The organism is Streptomyces sp. NPDC002032, from assembly GCF_042890765.1.
GTDB lineage: Bacteria > Actinomycetota > Actinomycetes > Streptomycetales > Streptomycetaceae > Streptomyces.
This window is the reverse complement of the sequence record NZ_JBIASM010000020.1, coordinates 19,778-34,151: the sequence shown is the minus strand read 5'-3', so window position 1 is coordinate 34,151 and position 14,374 is coordinate 19,778. Positions and strand designations below refer to the sequence as shown.

The following is a 14,374-nucleotide window of genomic DNA, read 5'->3' as shown; positions in this document are numbered from 1 at the left end:
ACCGCACCGACGACCACCACCACGCCCACCACGACCGCATCCGCCGAGGGGCTGCTCCTGCCCGTCCCCGACGAGGACGGCGCCCCCTTCTGGGAGTACGCCGCCCGCGGCGAACTGCGGATCCAGGCCTGCGCCGGCTGTGGCCGGCTGCGCTTCCCGCCCCGCCCCTGCTGCCCGCACTGCCAGTCCTTCGACAGCGAGTGGCGCCCGATGAGCGGGCGGGGCCGGATCTGGTCCTTCGTCCGGCCGCACCCGCCGCTGCTGCCCGCGTACGCCGCGCAGGCCCCGTACAACGTGATCCTCGTGGAACTCGCCGAGGATCCGCTGATCCGGCTCGCGGGCAACCTCGTCACCTCCGCCGATGCCGCGCTGGACTCGGTGGACCCGGCCCGGCTGCGGATCGGCGCCCGGGTCCAGGTGGTCTTCACCGAGACCGGCGGGATGAGCGTGCCGCGCTGGACCCTGGAGAAGGCGTGACGCTGCGGGTGGAGCGGGACGGGGCCGCAGGGGTCGCGGTCCTCACCCTGGACCGGGAGCGCCGCCACAACGCGATCGACCTCGCGACGGCCGCCGAACTGACAGCGGCGTGGCGGGAGTTGCGCTTCGACGACAGCGTACGGGCGGTGGTGCTCACCGGCGCGGGCCCGGCCGCGTTCTGCACCGGCATCGACCGGGGGGTGGAGGTGGTTCAGCCGGCGTCCCCGTACTCGGTGGACGACCCGCTCATCGCCATCGGGCCGAAGGCCAACGACCTGTGGAAGCCGGTGATCGCCGCCGTCAACGGCATGGCGTGCGGCGGGGCGTTCTACCTCCTGGGGGAGGCCGAGTTCATCGTCGCGTCCTCGTCGGCGACGTTCTTCGACCCGCACACGACGTACGGGATGGTCAGCGCCTACGAGGCGGTCTACATGGCGCAGCGGATGCCCTTCGGGGAGGCCGCCCGGATGTCCCTGATGGGGACGGCGGAACGGCTGTCCGCGCGGCGGGCGTACGAGACCGGCCTGGTCTCCGAGCTGGCCGAGCCGGGGGAACTCCTGGAGGCGGCCCTGCGGTCGGCGCGGACCCTGGCGGGCTTCCCGACGGAGGCCGTGCAGGGCACGGTGCGCGCCCTGTGGTCGGCGAAGCAGGCGGCGCTGCACCAGGCCCTGGCGCAGGCGCCGGCCCTGATCGCGCTGGGCAACCTGCCGCCGGAGCAGCAGGCGCACCTGTTCGCCACCCGCGGCCCGGGCGCGGAGTCCCGCCTACGCTGATCAGCCGCGCGGCTTGGTGACCTTGGGGGCGGCCTTGCGGGTGGGCCCCGACGTCCTGCCCCGGTCCGGGCCGCCGCCGGCCCTGGGGGCCTCGGCGGCCTCGGCGGCCTCGGCGGCCTCGGCGGCTTCGGCGGCTTCGGCGCGCTGCGCCGGACTCCGTCCGGCGACGCCCCGGCCCGCGCCCCGCCACCCCCCGCCCGACGTATCCGCATACGCCACCCCACAACCGGACCCAGGCACTCCACTCTCTCCGCCACCAGCGAAGACAACCCACCGGCCCACCCTCGGCCCGCCAAAGCGTGGTTCCATCCCGACACACCCGAACCCGGCGGCACCCGCACCACCCGCGTCCCTTCGGTGAGCACCGACCATCACGAGGAGCACCGCACCAGTGCGCACCATCGCCACCGAGATCACCATCGACGCGACGCCCGAAGAGGTCTGGGCGACGCTGACCGACCTGCCCCGGTACTGCACGTGGAACCCGTTCATCCGGGAGGCCTCCGGCGACCCGGTGCCCGGCTCACGGCTGCACCTGGTCATGTACCCGCAGTCGGGCAGGGCGGCCACCGTCCGGCCCACCGTCCTGGTGGTCACGCCCGCCGTCGAGTTCCGCTGGACCGGCCGCTTCCCGCTCCGCGGGCTCTTCGACGCCGAGCACTACTTCCGCCTCGCCGAGGGCCCGGGCCGCACCACCCGCCTGGAGCACGGCGAACGCTTCCGCGGCCTCCTGGTCCCCTTCCTCGGCAAGCGCCTGGAAGGCACCGCACGCGACTTCACCGCGATGAACGAAGCCCTCCGCACCCGCGTCGAATCGGCCCGCGCCGCCTCCTGACGCGCTCACCGACCGCCGGGCCGTCGGCGACCGGGGCGGCCCCGGAAAGCGGGGCCGGCCGGGGCGGCGGTGAAGGGGGCCCGGACCTGACCGGATGCCGCAGCGGGCGTGCCCGTGGGCCCCGGGTGTGGCGGCGGCCCCGGACCCCTGGGGGGGGCGGGGCCGCGCGGCCGGGCTGGGGTGGGTCAGGCGGCGTCGACGACGCCGGAGGCGGCGATCTCGACCTTGCCCTTGGGGGCGCCGGACTGGGAGCCCAGGGCCTCGATCTGGTCGACCAGGGCCTGGCCCTCGACGACCTCGCCGAAGACGACGTGCTTGCCGTCGAGCCACGGGGTGACGACGGTGGTGATGAAGAACTGCGAGCCGTTGGTGTTGCGGCCGGCGTTCGCCATCGACAGCAGGTACGGGCGGTCGTGCTTCAGCTGGAAGTTCTCGTCCGCGAACTTCTCGCCGTAGATGCTCTTGCCACCGGTGCCGTTGTGGTTGGTGAAGTCACCGCCCTGCAGCATGAACTGCGGGATGACGCGGTGGAAGCCGGAGCCGGCGTAGCCGAAGCCGTTCTGGCCGGTGGCCAGCTCGCGGAAGTTGCGCGCGGTCTGCGGGACGACATCGTCGAACAGGTTGAAGACGATGCGGCCGGCCGGAGCGCCGTTGATGTTGATGTCGAAGAAGACGTTGCTCATGGGCCCCATCCTGTCACTCCTGGTGCCGTGCGCTACCCGGAGGGGGGTCGCGTCGCCTTACGCGGACCGCGTAAGGCGACACGATCCGAGGTCAGGACGCCGTCCGGGTGCCCGTCCCCTTCGCCGCGTCCAGGGCGTAGACGCAGCGGTCCTTGCTGCACGCGTAGACCACCCCCGCCTCCGCCACCGGGGCGCCGGTGATCTCCCCGCCCGTGGCCAGCTTCCAGCGCAGCTGGCCGCCCGCCGCGTCCAGGGTGTACAGGCAGTGGTCGGCGGAACCGAAGTGGACCCGCCCGTCCGCGACCGCCGGGGAGCCGGTGATCTCGCCGCCCGCCGCGAACCGCCACTTCGGCGTGCCGGTGACCGCGTCCAGGGTGTAGAGCGCGCTGCCCGCGCCCAGGTGGACGTTGCCGCCCGCCACCAGCACCGGGTCCGACGCCGGGCGCGGCTCGGTGGCGATGCGCCAGCGGTCCTTGCCGGTGGCGGCGTCCAGGGCGTAGACGGTCCCCAGGTAGTCGGCGAGGTAGACCCCGCCGCCGGTCACCGCCGGGCCGGGGGCGAAGGCCGGGGGCGCCAGGAAGACCGCCGGGGCCTCGAAGTGCCAGCGGACCCGCCCGGAGGCCCGGTCCACCGACAGGACGCGGGTCCCGGCGCTGATGTAGACGTTGCCGTCGGGGGCGGGCGTGACGCGGACCGGGACGTTGCCGCAGGAGGCCGCGTCGCCGACCGGGTAGGACCAGGCCTCCTGGCCGGAGCGGGCGTCGAGCGCGCGCAGCCGGGCGTCCTGCCACACGTAGACGGTGCCCTCGTGCAGGACGGGCGCCGCCTCCGGCGTCTCGAAGTCGGACTGCGCCCCGGTCAGCTCCCACAGCTTCTGGCCGTTCGACGCCTCCCAGCCCTGTACGCCGCCACCGCGCGTGGCGGTGATGACCGTGCCCCGCCCGGCGCGCAGGGCGTACACCCAGGCGTCGGTGGACAGCCGCCACCGCTCCGCGCCGTCGGTGGCGTCCAGCGCGTAGAGGGAGGGGCCGTCGGAGGCGTGGATGCGGCCGTCGGTGACGGCCATGGACCAGGCGACGTCGCGCGTCTTGAACTGGCGGCGGCCGCTGCCGACGTCCAGGGCGTGCACCTCGAAGGAGGTGACGTAGAGCAGCTCGCCCGCGACGGTCGGGGTGCCCCAGACCTCGTTGGACATGCGGAAGCGCCACGGCCGCCAGCGCCCGCTGTCCGGGGACGGGCCGGGCGCCGGTACGGAGGACGAGGAGACCGGCGCCGGAGCGGCCGCCGCCACGCTGCCCAGCGGCGGACGCACCCAGCCCGTCGCCGCCGAGTCGGCGCCGGAGTGCCGGGCCGCGGCCGGGGCCGGGGCCGTGGCGCGCGGGCCGGGCCCGATCGGCACCGGCGAGGAACCGATCCGCACGGGCGCGCCCGGAGCGGAGGACAGGGCGGACACCGCGGCCACCGGCGGGCGGTCCGGGCGCGGCGGGGCGGCCGGCCCGGTGCGCGGGTCGGCCCACGGGTCGGCGGCGCCGCGCGGACGGCGGTGCGTGGCGGGCCCGGCGGCGGGCCCGGCGGGCCCCGGCGGCCCGGAGACCGGCCCCGACCGGGGCCCGGTGTGCGACCGGGGCGGGACGACGGGCGCGGTGGCGGCCGTACGGTGACCCGCGCGGCGGGCCTCGATCATCGCGACGGCCCGCTCGGGCAGCCACGCGGAGGCCGTACCGCTCTCGTCCCCGCCCTCGAAGAGGTGCGGGGCCAGCTGCGCCTGGAGGTCGGCGGGGGTCGGCCGCTGGGTGGCGTCCATCTGCATGCACGAGTCGATGAGCGGCCGCAGCTCGTCGGGCAGCCCCTCCAGGTTGGGTCCCTCGCGCAGCAGCATGAACACCGTCTCCACCGGGTTGGCCCCGTGGTACGGCGGGTGCCCGGTCGCGGCGAAGACCAGCGTCGAGCCGAGCGAGAAGACGTCGCTGGCGCCCTTGACGCTGCGCGAGTCCTTCGCCTGCTCGGGCGACATGTACGCGGGCGTGCCGACGGCGACGTTCGTCATGGTCAGACGGGTGTTGGAGACCCCGCTCGCGATGCCGAAGTCGATCACGCGCGGCCCGTCCTCGACGACGAGCACGTTGGACGGCTTCAGGTCGCGGTGGACCAGGCCGGCGCCGTGGATCGACTGCAGGGCCTCGGCGATGCCCGCCGCGAGCCAGCGCACCGCCTGGGCGGGCATCGGCCCGCACTCGTTGATGATCTCCTCCAGGGAGGGCGCCGGAACGTACGCGGTCGCCAGCCACGGCACGGCGGCGCGCGGATCGGCGTCCACGACGGCGGCCGTGTAGAACCCGGAGACGGCACGCGCCGCCTCCACCTCCCGGGTGAACCGCACCCGGAACAGCTGGTCTTCGGCGAGCTCGGTGCGCACCGTCTTGATCGCGACCCGTCGTCCGGATGCCGACCGTGCGAGATAGACCAGCCCCATGCCGCCGGCGCCGAGCCGTCCGAGCACCTCGAAGGGGCCGATCCGTCTCGGGTCGTGCTGCGTCAGCTGCTCCACCACTCGCCTCCACACCTCCCCGTACGGGCCCCTGCCGGGCCCGCTGTTCCTGCCGGCACTCCGCCGGGCCCGCCACCGGCACGCAGCCGGCGCGCACGGCGGCACGGCGGGCGGACCCCGCGGCGTCCGTCCCCCGTTCCGTGCAGCGTCCACCGCGGGCGGGCCCGCGGTCGCGCACCTCGATTCTGTCAGGCCCGCGCCCGGTCCGGCCCCGGCTCCCGTGCTCGTTTCACGTGCCGGTCTTCACACGGGGCTCCGAAAGCAGTCCGAAGACGGCTCCCTGGTTGTCGGCGACGACCGCGATGCGCCCGTACGGCGTGTCGAACGGGTCGGCGGTGACGCGCCCGCCGAGGCGCTGGACGGTGGCCACGCTCTGGTCGCAGTCGGGGACGGCGAAGTAGGCGAGGAAGTGGGCCGGCATGATCTCCGGGAACGCGTCGGTGATGAGGGTGCGGCCGAGGACGGCGGTGTCGGAGCCGGGGGCGGTGCCGGGCGGGGACCAGACGCGGTAGGCGATGCCGGTCCCGGGGTCGTCCTGGTCCTCGGACACGTAGCCGAACACCTTGGCGTAGAAGGCGTCGACGGCTTCCCGGGCCCGGGTGTAGACCTCGGACCAGCAGTACGTGTAGGGCTCCTGCTGGGCCTCGAAGCCGTGGTGGGTGCCGGGCTGCCAGAGCCCGAAGACGGCCCCGCCGGGGTCGGCGGCCATCGCGGCGGTGCCGTAGGGGCCGACGGGCTGCGGGTCCATGACCATCTGGCCGCCGGCGGCGCGGATGCGCTGGGCGCAGGCGTACGCGTCGTTGGTGTACAGGTACACGCCCCACACGGTGGGCATCCGGCCGTCGGGCTTGGGGGCGAGGGCGGCGACGTTGCGGCCGCGGCTGTAGGCCTGCGTGTAGTGGCCGTACTCGGGGCCCGCGCTGTCGGGGAAGGTCCACCCGAAGAGCTCGCCGTAGAAGCGCTTGCCGGCCTCGACGTCGGGCAGCGAGGCGTCGACCCAGCAGGGCGAGCCCTCCACGAATCCGGCCATGGGGCGGGTCCCTTCCGTTCGGGTTCGTGCTGTTTTCATGCCTTTCAGACATGATCCGCCCGAAAACTTGTCCACAGCCTGTTGATAAGACTATTCGGGGGATACGCCACGATACGTGCGGGCCCGCGGGCGGGAGGGGCCGGGCGAGAGGGGGCGGCCCGGCACGGGTGCGGCGGGGTGCGGCGGGGTGCCCGGCGCGGGTCCCGGCGCGGGCCCCGGCGCGGATGGGCTCCGTCGCGGCCGGAATTCGCCGTCCGCCGCCACCGCACGGCCCGTCCCCCCAGGTCGGCGGGTGCGTAACCCCATTTGCAGGCGGCCGAATAGCGCGCCGACCCCCCCTCGGTAAGCTGACGGCATGACAGGACAAGTACGCACCGTCGACGGGCGTGTCGCCGGCCGGCGCGGTCAGGCGACGCGGCAGAAGCTGCTCGACTGCCTCAGCGAGATGCTCAGCTCCTCGCCGTACCGCGACGTCAAGGTGATCGATGTCGCCCGCAAGGCCGGTACCTCCCCCGCGACCTTCTACCAGTACTTCCCGGACGTCGAAGGTGCCGTCCTGGAGATCGCCGAGCACATGGCAACGGAGGGCGCGCAGTTGACGGCGCTCGTCGAGGGCCGCAGCTGGGTCGGCAAGGCCGGCTGGGCCGCCGCCGAGGAACTCGTCGAGGGATTCCTGGAGTTCTGGCGGCGCAACGACGCCATCCTGCGGGTGGTCGACCTGGGCGCGGCCGAAGGCGACAAGCGGTTCTACAAGATCCGCATGAAGATCCTGAACTCCGTCACCAACTCCCTGACGGAGTCGATGAAGGAACTCCAGGCCAAGGGCAAGGTCGACAAGGACGTCAGCCCGGCGGCGATGGCCGGTTCACTGGTCGCGATGCTCGCCGCGGTCGCCTCGCACCAGAAGGGCTTCCAGACCTGGGGCGTCAAGCAGGCCGAACTCCGGCCGAACCTGGCGCTGCTCGTGCACCTGGGCATCACCGGGAAGAAGCCGACCAAGTGACGGCGGACCCTCACCGGGGGTGAGGGTCCGCCGGCCTTGCCCGTACCCCTCCCCGGGCACGTCCACCGCCGTCCGGGGCGTCACACGCCTGTGATCAGCGTCGCTCCAGGCGGAACAGCCTGATCTCGCGCTCGATGCGCGCCTGGTACGTCGCGTACGGCGGCCAGAACCCCAGCACCGCCTGCCACGCCGCCGCGCGCTCCGCCCCCTCCAGCAGCCGGGCCCGTACGGGGATGTCCCGGCCCTGCCAGTTCACGTCCGCGTCCGGGTGCTTCAGCAGGTTCCCCGTCCAGGCCGGGTGGCCGGGGCGGCCGAAGTTGGAGCCGATCAGCAGCCAGCTCTCGCCTCCGCCCTCCGGCATGCACGCGAGCGGGGTGGTCCGCGGCTCGCCCGTCTTCGCCCCCTTGGCCGTGAGGATCACCCCGGGCAGCATCCGCGCGCTGAGCAGGACCTTCCCCCTGCTCAGGCGGTGCACCGCCTTGTCCATGGCGGGGATGAAGTGCGGGGCGATCCTGGCGAACAGCACCGTCGAGGAGATCTTCTGCATCAGCCTCACGCCGAGAGCCACAGCCATCAGACGGCCACCTTCTCGTTGCCGGAGATCGGGGCGAACAGCCCGGACCGCTGCGCGGCGTGCGCGCGGAGCCGGTGGACGGGGCCGAAGAGCAGCTCGTCGGCGGCCGCCCGCTTGAAGTACAGGTGGGCCTCGTGCTCCCAGGTGAAGCCGATGCCGCCGTGCAGCTGGATGGCCTCCCCCGCGGTGATCCGCAGGGCTTCCAGGGCCTGGGCCAGGGCGAGGGGGCCCTGGCCGGGGTCCCAGGCGGCGTAGTAGGCGGCCGAGCGGGCCGCCTGGACGTGTACGTAGAGGTCGGCGAGGCGGTGCTTGACCGCCTGGAAGGAGCCGATGGCCCGGCCGAACTGCTCCCGCTCGCGCACGTACTCCACGGTGCGGGCCAGCGCCCGGTCGGCCGCGCCGACCGCCTCGGCGGCGAGGACGGCGGCGGCCGTACGGCCTGTGGCGGCCAGGGCGGGCAGGGGATCCGGCCCGGCGGCGCCGTGGCGCTCTTCCTGTTCCTGGGGGGCGCCGAGCAACTCCGCCGGTACGTCGCGCAGTTGTACGCGGCCCTGGGGGCGGGTCTCGTCGAGGGTGGGCTGCCGGGTGCGTACGAGGCCGGGCGCGGCCCCCCGTACGAGGAACAGGAGGGTGCGGCTGCGGGCGAAGCCGCCGGTGTGCGCGGCGACGAGGAGCAGGTCGGCGGCGTGGCCGTCGAGCACCTGGGCGACCTCACCGTAGAGCCGCCAGCCGGGGGCGGGGGCGGCGGGGGCTCCGGCGGCGGCTCCGGCGGCGGCTCCGGCGGCGGCTCCGGCGGCGTCCGGCGGGGCCGCGGCGCGGGCCTGGACCCCGCCCGCGCGGCCCCCGCCGGCCCAGTCGCCGGGGGCGTTCTCGCCGGTCAGCCCGAGGGCGGTCGCCAGGGCCGGCCCGGGCACGGCGAGCGCCGCCGTCAGCTCCCCGGCCGCGAGCGGGGGCAGCAGGGCCGCCCGCTGGGCGGGGGTGCCGAGGGCGGCGATCAGCGGGGCGGCGAGCACGGCGGTGGCCAGCAGGGGTGAGGGCAGCAGGACGCGGCCGGTCTCCTCGCAGGCCAGGGCCAGGTCGGCGGGGGTGCAGCCGACGCCGCCGTACTCCTCGGCGACGGCGATGCCGGGCAGCCCGAGCTGCCCGGCGAGCTGCCGCCACAGTGCGCGGTCGTGTCCGGTGGCGGTGCGGGCGGCGGCCTTGACCTCGTCCGGACCGCAGCGTTTGCCCAGGATCTCGCGCAGGGTGCGGCGCATCTCGTCCTGCTCCGCGGTGAAGGCGGCATCCATCGTCGGGCTCCTCCCCGTATCTGACGGGGCGTCATGTTAGGGCGGGCGGGCCGAGAAGCACAGGGGGCGTACGGGGCGGCGTCGCCGTCTAGCATCTGACGGTACGTCAGCTGTACCGTCCCTTCATGCCTGGACCCACTTCCGGACCCGCCTGCGGCCCCCTGTCCCGCGCACCCGAGTCCCGCCCGCGCCGCCGCGTCGCGGTGGTCGGCGTCGCCCTCTCGGACTGCGGCCGGGTCGACGGCCCGACCCCCTACGCCCTGCACGCGCAGGCCGCCCGCCGGGCCCTGGCCGACTCCGGCCTGGACCGCTCCGTCATCGACGGCTTCGCCTCGGCCGGACTCGGCACCCTGGCCCCGGTGGAGGTCGCCGAGTACCTGGGACTGCGGCCCGCCTGGGTCGACTCCACGTCGGTCGGCGGCTCGACGTGGGAGGTCATGGCGGCCCACGCCGCCGACGCCATCGCCGCGGGCCACGCCAACGCCGTCCTGCTCGTCTACGGGTCCACCGCCCGGGCCGACATCAAGGCGCGCCGCCGCACCTCGAACCTCTCCTTCGGCGCCAGGGGCCCCCTCCAGTTCGAGGTCCCGTACGGGCACACGCTGGTCTCCAAGTACGCGATGGCCGCGCGCCGCCACATGCACGAGTACGGCACGACCCTGGAGCAGCTCGCCTCGGTGGCCGTCCAGGCCCGGGCCAACGCGGCCACGAACCCCGACGCGATGTTCCGCGCGCCGCTGACCGTGGACGAGGTCCTGGCCTCCGAGATGATCGCCGACCCCTTCACCAAGCTGCACTGCTGCATCCGCTCGGACGGCGGCTGCGCGGTGCTGCTGGCGGCGGAGGACTACGTACCGGACACGGCGAAGGCACCGGTGTGGGTGCTGGGCTCGGGTACGTCCGTCTCGCACACCACGATGTCCGAGTGGGAGGACTTCACCGTCTCTCCGGCGGCGGTCTCGGGCCGCCTGGCCTTCGAACGGGCCGGCCTGACCCCGGCGGACGTGGACGTCGCGGAGATCTACGACGCCTTCACCTACATGACCCTGGTGACGCTGGAGGACCTCGGCTTCTGCGCGAAGGGCGAGGGCGGGGCCTACGTGGAGAAGGGCCGCCTGCTGCGGGAGGGCGAGCTCCCCGTCAACACGGACGGCGGCGGCCTGTCGGCCTGCCACCCGGGGATGCGGGGGCTGTTCCTGCTGGTGGAGGCCGTACGCCAACTCCGCGGCGAAGCCGGCCCGGGCCAGGTCCTCAAGCCGGGCGGCCACCACCCCCGGGTGGCCCTGGCCTCGGGCACGGGAGGCTGGTTCTGCTCCTCGGGAACGGTCCTGCTGGGGCGGGAGTAGGGGGGTCGGGGTCCGGGGGCGGGGTTTCAGCTGGGCGGTGTCAGGGAGGGTTTGGTGGTTTCCCGTCAGTCTCATCGTCCTTCCGTGTCGTGCCGGTCCCTCAAGGGCGCTCCTTCGTCGCGTCGCTTCGCGATGGCCTTCGGCCACCCTTGACCGACCGTCCCGCCACGGAAAAACGAAGACTGCCGGGAAACCCCCAAAAGAACGTTCACGGGGCAGGACTGACAGTCCTGTCCTCGTCAGGAAGCCGAGACCCCTACCCATGAGGGAACCGAGGTGGGCCCGCCATCCGGCCTTCCCAGACCACATTCGGGGCCAGGGGCGGCCAGACGACACCAGACAGCGACCAGAGCAGCCGGGCGGGACATCTGGCGCATCGGATCGCTACGCGCTTCCCTCGGCATAGCGTCCGCGGTCCATCTGTGGCTGGATATAAGCCGCCCAAGGGTCGATTAAGGGCGGGCGGTGAGCCTTTTCAGCGTTGCCTCTCCAGGGTGAGGGCGGCTTTGGCGATGACGGTCATGCGGTTGGGGCTGATGCGGGCTCTGCGGAAGATCTGCCAGGACTTCCGCCGTGCCATGCCGCGTTCGACGGGAGCTCTGGCCTGGGCCAGTGCGCGGTTGACGGTGCGCTGTGTGGGGTGAGTTCGCCGCCGGGTGGTGACCCAGGGGCCGGCGCCCTGGTAGGCGCGGTCGGCCAGTACGGGTACGCCCTGCCGCTCGCAGATCCGGAGGATCCGGTGGGTGCGGGCCGCGGTCAGGTCATGCGTGCGACCCGGCAGCGCGAGCGAGGGGGAGCCTCGTGCGTTGCGGTCCCTCACCTCAAGCAGCCCCGTCACCCGTTCAGTGGCCAAGCGGAAAGGCTCAGCGGCAGCGAGGCTGACCAGGGGCTAAGGCCCCACGGGTCAGCCTCGCTGCCGCCGCCACGACGGATCACGTCCCGCAGGTCCAGCCGCCCCGAGGGAGGGGCGATCGGCTGCGCATCGCCGCCTACTTGAGCACTGCGCCACCCGAGTTCCGGTAGGTGATAGTCCTATTGATCAGGTTGCCGCCGTCGGTCTCGACCGATGTCTGTTCCCCGTGCCCAGCACCGAACAGCAGACCGGCGATGTGCGCTTTCGCCACCTGGTCCATATGCGCGAAGAACCAGTCCACTTTGTCGTCCTTGTAATGGTTGAGGGTGTTGTTCTGCGCCATGTTGCCGACAGGGATCTGCCACAGGACCACCGGCTTGCCCACCGACTCGGCCATCGTCTTGTAGAACTCCAGATGGGCAGTGGCCTTCTGGTCGGTCCAGAAGTTGTCGTAGCCGCCGTGCTCCGGCTTCGCGTACCAGCCCGCATCACGGTCCGACACATCGGCTACCAGGAAGTCGGCGTCCTTCGCACCCAGGTTCGCGTAGTCCTTGACGCATCCCTGCATGTTGCTCTGCCAGTCCCAGCAGGAAAGGTGGAACCCCACGGTGGTGTTCGGCGCATACTTGTGCGCCATCGCGATCAGGCAGCGGGAGAGCCCGGCGGCGCTGTTCTCCTGCGATCCGCAGTCCGTCGGATTGGCGGCCGAGATCTTCGCGGGAACCTTGTGCGGATCGCCGAGCGACCGGACGTAGCCCCAGAAATCAGGCTCAAGGTCGAGCATGTTGTCCGAGTTGCCGATCTTCTGGAGGAAGAATCGGTAGTCGTTCATGTACCGGGTGAGCAGGTCGGCCCTGTTGATGGCCTCGACCTCGCCCGGCCCGTCGCCATGGCCTGCCAGATCCCCGAGGTCACGCAGCGAGTACCAGGTCCAGAAGAACTTCTGCGGGCGCGGGCTGCCCTGGTAGGTCGACTTGGCCACTTGGCCGTTCCGCCAGGTCACGTAATTGCCGGGCGGCGTGGTGCTGCCTTGCCAGCAGCCCCACCAGCTCTTCCATTCATCCTTGCATTTCGCCGCCGAATAGTAGTCCGACGAGGGCGCGGGCTGGCTGTGCACATAGGCGTATCGCACGTCGAAGGGCGCGGCGTTCGCCGACTCGTCGGACATCGAGCCGCCGACGAGCACCTTGTTGCCGCCCATGAAACGTGGCGTCGAGCTGCCGCCACCGGCCGCGGAAGACGACGGCGAAGCACTGCCGCCCGTCGCGGTGGGCGTGGCGGCGCTGCGGGCGCTCCCGGCCGGGACGAGTTGCCACTGCTGATTGGCGCCGCCCCAGTCGCGGTACTGGACGACGCTGCCCCCGTCAGCCTTGGAGGCCTTGTCGACCTCGACGGCCATGCCACTGAAGCGACTGATCAACCGCACGTAGCCGTCCGACGAGTCCGCCACCTTGAACTGCTGGTTGGTGGTGTTCCGGTCGCTCCACTGCACGATGTCGGAGCCGGCGGTCTTCGACCAGTTGTGGATGTCCAGCACCTTGCCGGAGTTCCGGTTCTGCAGCCGGTAGTAACCGTCACCCGTGTCGATGAACCGCCACTGCTGGTTGGCCCCGCCGTGAAGGCCCCACTGCACCACCGCCGCGCCGTCGTTCTTGGCGAAGGCGCGGTCATCCAGCACCTTGCCGCTGTTGCGGTTGACCAGCACGTACCAAGCCTTGGGATCCACGGTTCCCGCCGAGGCCGTGTTGATCACGGCAACGGAACCGGCCACAACAGCCATGACGATGGCCGCCCAGAAACCCCGACGCGCGAACAACCGGCGGCTACGATGCATCGCCTTTCGTCTCCCCGTGACAACTGAGCGGGACGACCGGCGACTACCGCGGGCGTGGCCGCCGGCGGGGGGCGCTGCCGATGAGGCGGGTGGGCGAGGAGACATGTCTGTGCTCTCTTTCAGCCGTTCCATCTGACCGGACCACCAGGCCGGACCACACTGAGTGGGCGCAGGAGGCCGAAAGGTTGCCTCGGCACGCGAAGATTCACAGATCCTTTTCCACCTCGATCGCTTTCCGCCTGTCACTGAGCCTTTCCGCTTGGCCACTGAACGGGTGACGGGGCTGCTTGAGGTGAGGGACCGCAACGCACGAGGCTCCCCCTCGCTCGCGCTGCCGGGTCGCACGCATGACCTGACCGCGGCCCGCACCCACCGGATCCTCCGGATCTGCGAGCGGCAGGGCGTACCCGTACTGGCCGACCGCGCCTACCAGGGCGCCGGCCCCTGGGTCACCACCCGGCGGCGAACTCACCCCACACAGCGCACCGTCAACCGCGCACTGGCCCAGGCCAGAGCTCCCGTCGAACGCGGCATGGCACGGCTGAAGAGAGAGCGACAAGAGTGACTTTTCATGCGGGCGGCGGGGGTTGGGTCCTGCGGCCTGCTGCGCGCGGGTCGAAAGGGGGGCGACCGCGCGCAGCAGACGGCGTACGGGGCCGTGTCAGGCGCGCGGCGTCCGCCGGCCCACGCCCCACTCGCCGAGCGGCTCGACGAGGCCGCCGTCGGACAGCTGGGAGCCGGAGGCCACGGTCGCCTGCGGGGCGGGCGCGGGCTGTCCGCTGTCAGTCGCGGACGCCTGGCCTGCGGCCGCGATGACGACGCCACCGGCGACGGCCAGGGCACCGGCAAGGAAAATGCTCTTCTGCTTCATGCTGGTTCTTGCCTTTCGTTCTGCTCGACATTCCCGCTTTTCGTTCCTGGACACCGAGAGGGTCCAGACGGGAGCGCTGCGCGTCGGCGGTGGGGTTGCCCGCCGGTGCGGGGGCAGCGCCCCTGCGGCAGGTTCAGTCGACCACGGTGGACGAGTACGGTCCCAGGCAATTCCACCGGCAGAAATGCTCCGCCGTTCTTTTGCCGGGCCTCGGATCTACCGCGCCGCGGCAGTTGCTGCTATACCACCCCCCTCGCC

The 14,374-nt window shown here is 72.8% G+C and carries 13 protein-coding genes and 2 pseudogenes; 6 read left to right on the top strand and 9 right to left on the bottom strand.

Translation table 11 applies throughout. From position 1 onward, the window contains the following. Positions 1–51 precede the first annotated feature (51 nt). Together ACFYYT_RS31605 and ACFYYT_RS31600 are read left to right on the top strand one after the other, a co-directional pair. Complete coding sequence (locus ACFYYT_RS31605) at positions 52–477, top strand: OB-fold domain-containing protein (RefSeq protein ID WP_351829605.1); 426 nt, start codon at positions 52–54, stop codon at positions 475–477. After that, positions 474–1,250, top strand: coding sequence for an enoyl-CoA hydratase/isomerase family protein (locus tag ACFYYT_RS31600; protein WP_351829587.1), 777 nt, complete (start codon positions 474–476; stop codon positions 1,248–1,250). The genes ACFYYT_RS31605 and ACFYYT_RS31600 overlap by 4 nt, the downstream gene beginning before the upstream one ends. On the opposite strand, the gene ACFYYT_RS31595 is transcribed toward ACFYYT_RS31600, so the two are convergent. After that, the gene (locus ACFYYT_RS31595) at positions 1,251–1,469 is read right to left on the bottom strand and encodes a hypothetical protein (protein WP_351829590.1); all 219 of its coding nucleotides are present in this window, start codon (positions 1,467–1,469) and stop codon (positions 1,251–1,253) included. Between the two features lie 172 nt (positions 1,470–1,641). Here ACFYYT_RS31595 and ACFYYT_RS31590 point away from each other — a divergent pair, with 172 nt between their 5' ends. Continuing rightward, positions 1,642–2,085, top strand: a complete 444-nt coding sequence (locus tag ACFYYT_RS31590) for an SRPBCC domain-containing protein (protein WP_351829591.1) — start codon at positions 1,642–1,644, stop codon at positions 2,083–2,085. A 185-nt stretch (positions 2,086–2,270) separates the two neighbouring features. Here the strand turns inward: ACFYYT_RS31590 and ACFYYT_RS31585 are convergent, their stop codons facing one another. The 3 genes from ACFYYT_RS31585 to ACFYYT_RS31575 form a co-directional block, all read right to left on the bottom strand. Next, positions 2,271–2,768, bottom strand: coding sequence for a peptidylprolyl isomerase (locus tag ACFYYT_RS31585; RefSeq protein WP_351829592.1), 498 nt, complete (start codon positions 2,766–2,768; stop codon positions 2,271–2,273). Between the two features lie 91 nt (positions 2,769–2,859). Then, complete coding sequence (locus ACFYYT_RS31580; protein ID WP_385364729.1) at positions 2,860–5,319, bottom strand: PQQ-binding-like beta-propeller repeat protein; 2,460 nt, start codon at positions 5,317–5,319, stop codon at positions 2,860–2,862. A 226-nt stretch (positions 5,320–5,545) separates the two neighbouring features. After that, complete coding sequence (locus ACFYYT_RS31575) at positions 5,546–6,346, bottom strand: VOC family protein (RefSeq protein WP_351829597.1); 801 nt, start codon at positions 6,344–6,346, stop codon at positions 5,546–5,548. A 355-nt stretch (positions 6,347–6,701) separates the two neighbouring features. Between ACFYYT_RS31575 and ACFYYT_RS31570 the strand changes: the two genes are divergently transcribed. Next, positions 6,702–7,349, top strand: a complete 648-nt coding sequence (locus tag ACFYYT_RS31570; RefSeq protein WP_351829599.1) for a TetR family transcriptional regulator — start codon at positions 6,702–6,704, stop codon at positions 7,347–7,349. Between the two features lie 94 nt (positions 7,350–7,443). Here ACFYYT_RS31570 and ACFYYT_RS31565 read toward each other — a convergent pair whose 3' ends face one another. Together ACFYYT_RS31565 and ACFYYT_RS31560 are read right to left on the bottom strand one after the other, a co-directional pair. Continuing rightward, complete coding sequence (locus tag ACFYYT_RS31565) at positions 7,444–7,923, bottom strand: nitroreductase family deazaflavin-dependent oxidoreductase (RefSeq protein ID WP_388610131.1); 480 nt, start codon at positions 7,921–7,923, stop codon at positions 7,444–7,446. Continuing rightward, positions 7,923–9,212, bottom strand: a complete 1,290-nt coding sequence (locus ACFYYT_RS31560; protein WP_388610128.1) for an acyl-CoA dehydrogenase family protein — start codon at positions 9,210–9,212, stop codon at positions 7,923–7,925. Before ACFYYT_RS31560 ends, ACFYYT_RS31565 begins: the two co-directional genes overlap by 1 nt. 125 nt (positions 9,213–9,337) lie before the next feature. On the opposite strand from ACFYYT_RS31560, the gene ACFYYT_RS31555 reads away from it, so the two are divergent. Beyond that, positions 9,338–10,558 carry an acetyl-CoA acetyltransferase gene (locus ACFYYT_RS31555; protein ID WP_351831811.1) on the top strand — a complete coding sequence of 407 codons (1,221 nt, stop codon included), beginning with the start codon at positions 9,338–9,340 and terminating at the stop codon, positions 10,556–10,558. A 475-nt stretch (positions 10,559–11,033) separates the two neighbouring features. On the opposite strand, the pseudogene ACFYYT_RS31550 reads toward ACFYYT_RS31555, so the two are convergent. Further along, positions 11,034–11,348: pseudogene (locus ACFYYT_RS31550) on the bottom strand (transposase family protein); the annotation flags it as partial. A gap of 199 nt (positions 11,349–11,547) precedes the next feature. Beyond that, positions 11,548–13,191 carry an RICIN domain-containing protein gene (locus ACFYYT_RS31545; RefSeq protein ID WP_351831830.1) on the bottom strand — a complete coding sequence of 548 codons (1,644 nt, stop codon included), beginning with the start codon at positions 13,189–13,191 and terminating at the stop codon, positions 11,548–11,550. A 376-nt stretch (positions 13,192–13,567) separates the two neighbouring features. Here ACFYYT_RS31545 and ACFYYT_RS31540 point away from each other — a divergent pair. Beyond that, positions 13,568–13,792: pseudogene (locus tag ACFYYT_RS31540) on the top strand (transposase family protein); the annotation flags it as partial. A 114-nt stretch (positions 13,793–13,906) separates the two neighbouring features. Here the strand turns inward: ACFYYT_RS31540 and ACFYYT_RS31535 are convergent. Further along, positions 13,907–14,116 (bottom strand): hypothetical protein, encoded by a 210-nt coding sequence (locus ACFYYT_RS31535; protein ID WP_351831547.1) that lies wholly within the window; start codon positions 14,114–14,116, stop codon positions 13,907–13,909. Positions 14,117–14,374: the final 258 nt, after the last annotated feature.

Coding starts and splice junctions, on each gene's coding strand:
- ACFYYT_RS31585 (WP_351829592.1), bottom strand. CDS start 2,768: ATGAGCAACGTCTTCTTCGACATCAACATCAACGGCGCTCCGGCCGGC.
- ACFYYT_RS31565 (WP_388610131.1), bottom strand. CDS start 7,923: ATGGCTGTGGCTCTCGGCGTGAGGCTGATGCAGAAGATCTCCTCGACG.
- ACFYYT_RS31545 (WP_351831830.1), bottom strand. CDS start 13,191: ATGGCTGTTGTGGCCGGTTCCGTTGCCGTGATCAACACGGCCTCGGCG.
- ACFYYT_RS31535 (WP_351831547.1), bottom strand. CDS start 14,116: ATGAAGCAGAAGAGCATTTTCCTTGCCGGTGCCCTGGCCGTCGCCGGT.
- ACFYYT_RS31555 (WP_351831811.1), top strand. CDS start 9,338: ATGCCTGGACCCACTTCCGGACCCGCCTGCGGCCCCCTGTCCCGCGCA.
- ACFYYT_RS31560 (WP_388610128.1), bottom strand. CDS start 9,212: ATGGATGCCGCCTTCACCGCGGAGCAGGACGAGATGCGCCGCACCCTG.
- ACFYYT_RS31575 (WP_351829597.1), bottom strand. CDS start 6,346: ATGGCCGGATTCGTGGAGGGCTCGCCCTGCTGGGTCGACGCCTCGCTG.
- ACFYYT_RS31570 (WP_351829599.1), top strand. CDS start 6,702: ATGACAGGACAAGTACGCACCGTCGACGGGCGTGTCGCCGGCCGGCGC.